We start from the raw sequence: 726 nt of genomic DNA on the forward strand, positions 1-726 counted from the left end.
CGTTCACATCACCTGTCACGTTGTGTTTGAATGCCGGAATACCGAATTCTTCCATTTCGGCGGCACGGGCGGCAAGTTGCGGATCAACGCCCTCGTCAATACCCTTGGAGAACTCGCGGGCAAAGGCATCGCTCAATTCATCTGCGTCGTAGCCGAGCTGCCTCAGCGCATCCCGGCCAGCAGGTGTAATCCCACCCTCGGGTGTGTAGTAGCGCCGATCCGACAATAGGCGGGCTACAGGCTTTCCTACCTTCTGCGCAGCCCAGCCCACGACTTTCGTGAGCGGCACGGCAGCCGCGCCACCAATGGCACCGCCGACTAGACCGCCCGGAATGTTCGACAATCTTCCGCTGGGGCTCTCACCCTCGGCAAAACCGTAAATCGTACCGACACCAGCCCCCGTTTTGGCACCTTGTTTGGCAGCTTCGCCAGTCGATGAAGCGTATGCGCCACCCGTTGCGCCCGCAACAGCGGCCTGTCCTGCAACTGGTGCACGGGTTGCGTTGCTGAGAATTGTAGCCGGGATGGCCAAGCCCCCCGCCGCCTCTGACGTGATGGACGTGACGGGGTATTCCCGGCGGTTAGCGTCAATCTTGGCCCGTTCATTCTCAAGCGCGAAGTTGGCCGCACCCTTACCCCGAACCAGCGACCCCAAAGCAACGGCCTCGTCGGAAAGCCCAAGGGTTGCCCCATGTGGAGCCATACGGGCAACGGCACCAATCCTGT

Annotated in this window: 1 protein-coding gene; it reads right to left on the reverse strand. The window is 61.3% G+C overall.

Annotated elements, in window-relative coordinates:
* A partial coding sequence (locus tag ACR0NJ_RS21265) for a hypothetical protein (RefSeq protein WP_480819084.1) occupies positions 1–726 on the reverse strand: 726 nt, incomplete at both ends.

The organism is Ruegeria sp. F11 (assembly GCF_056533855.1).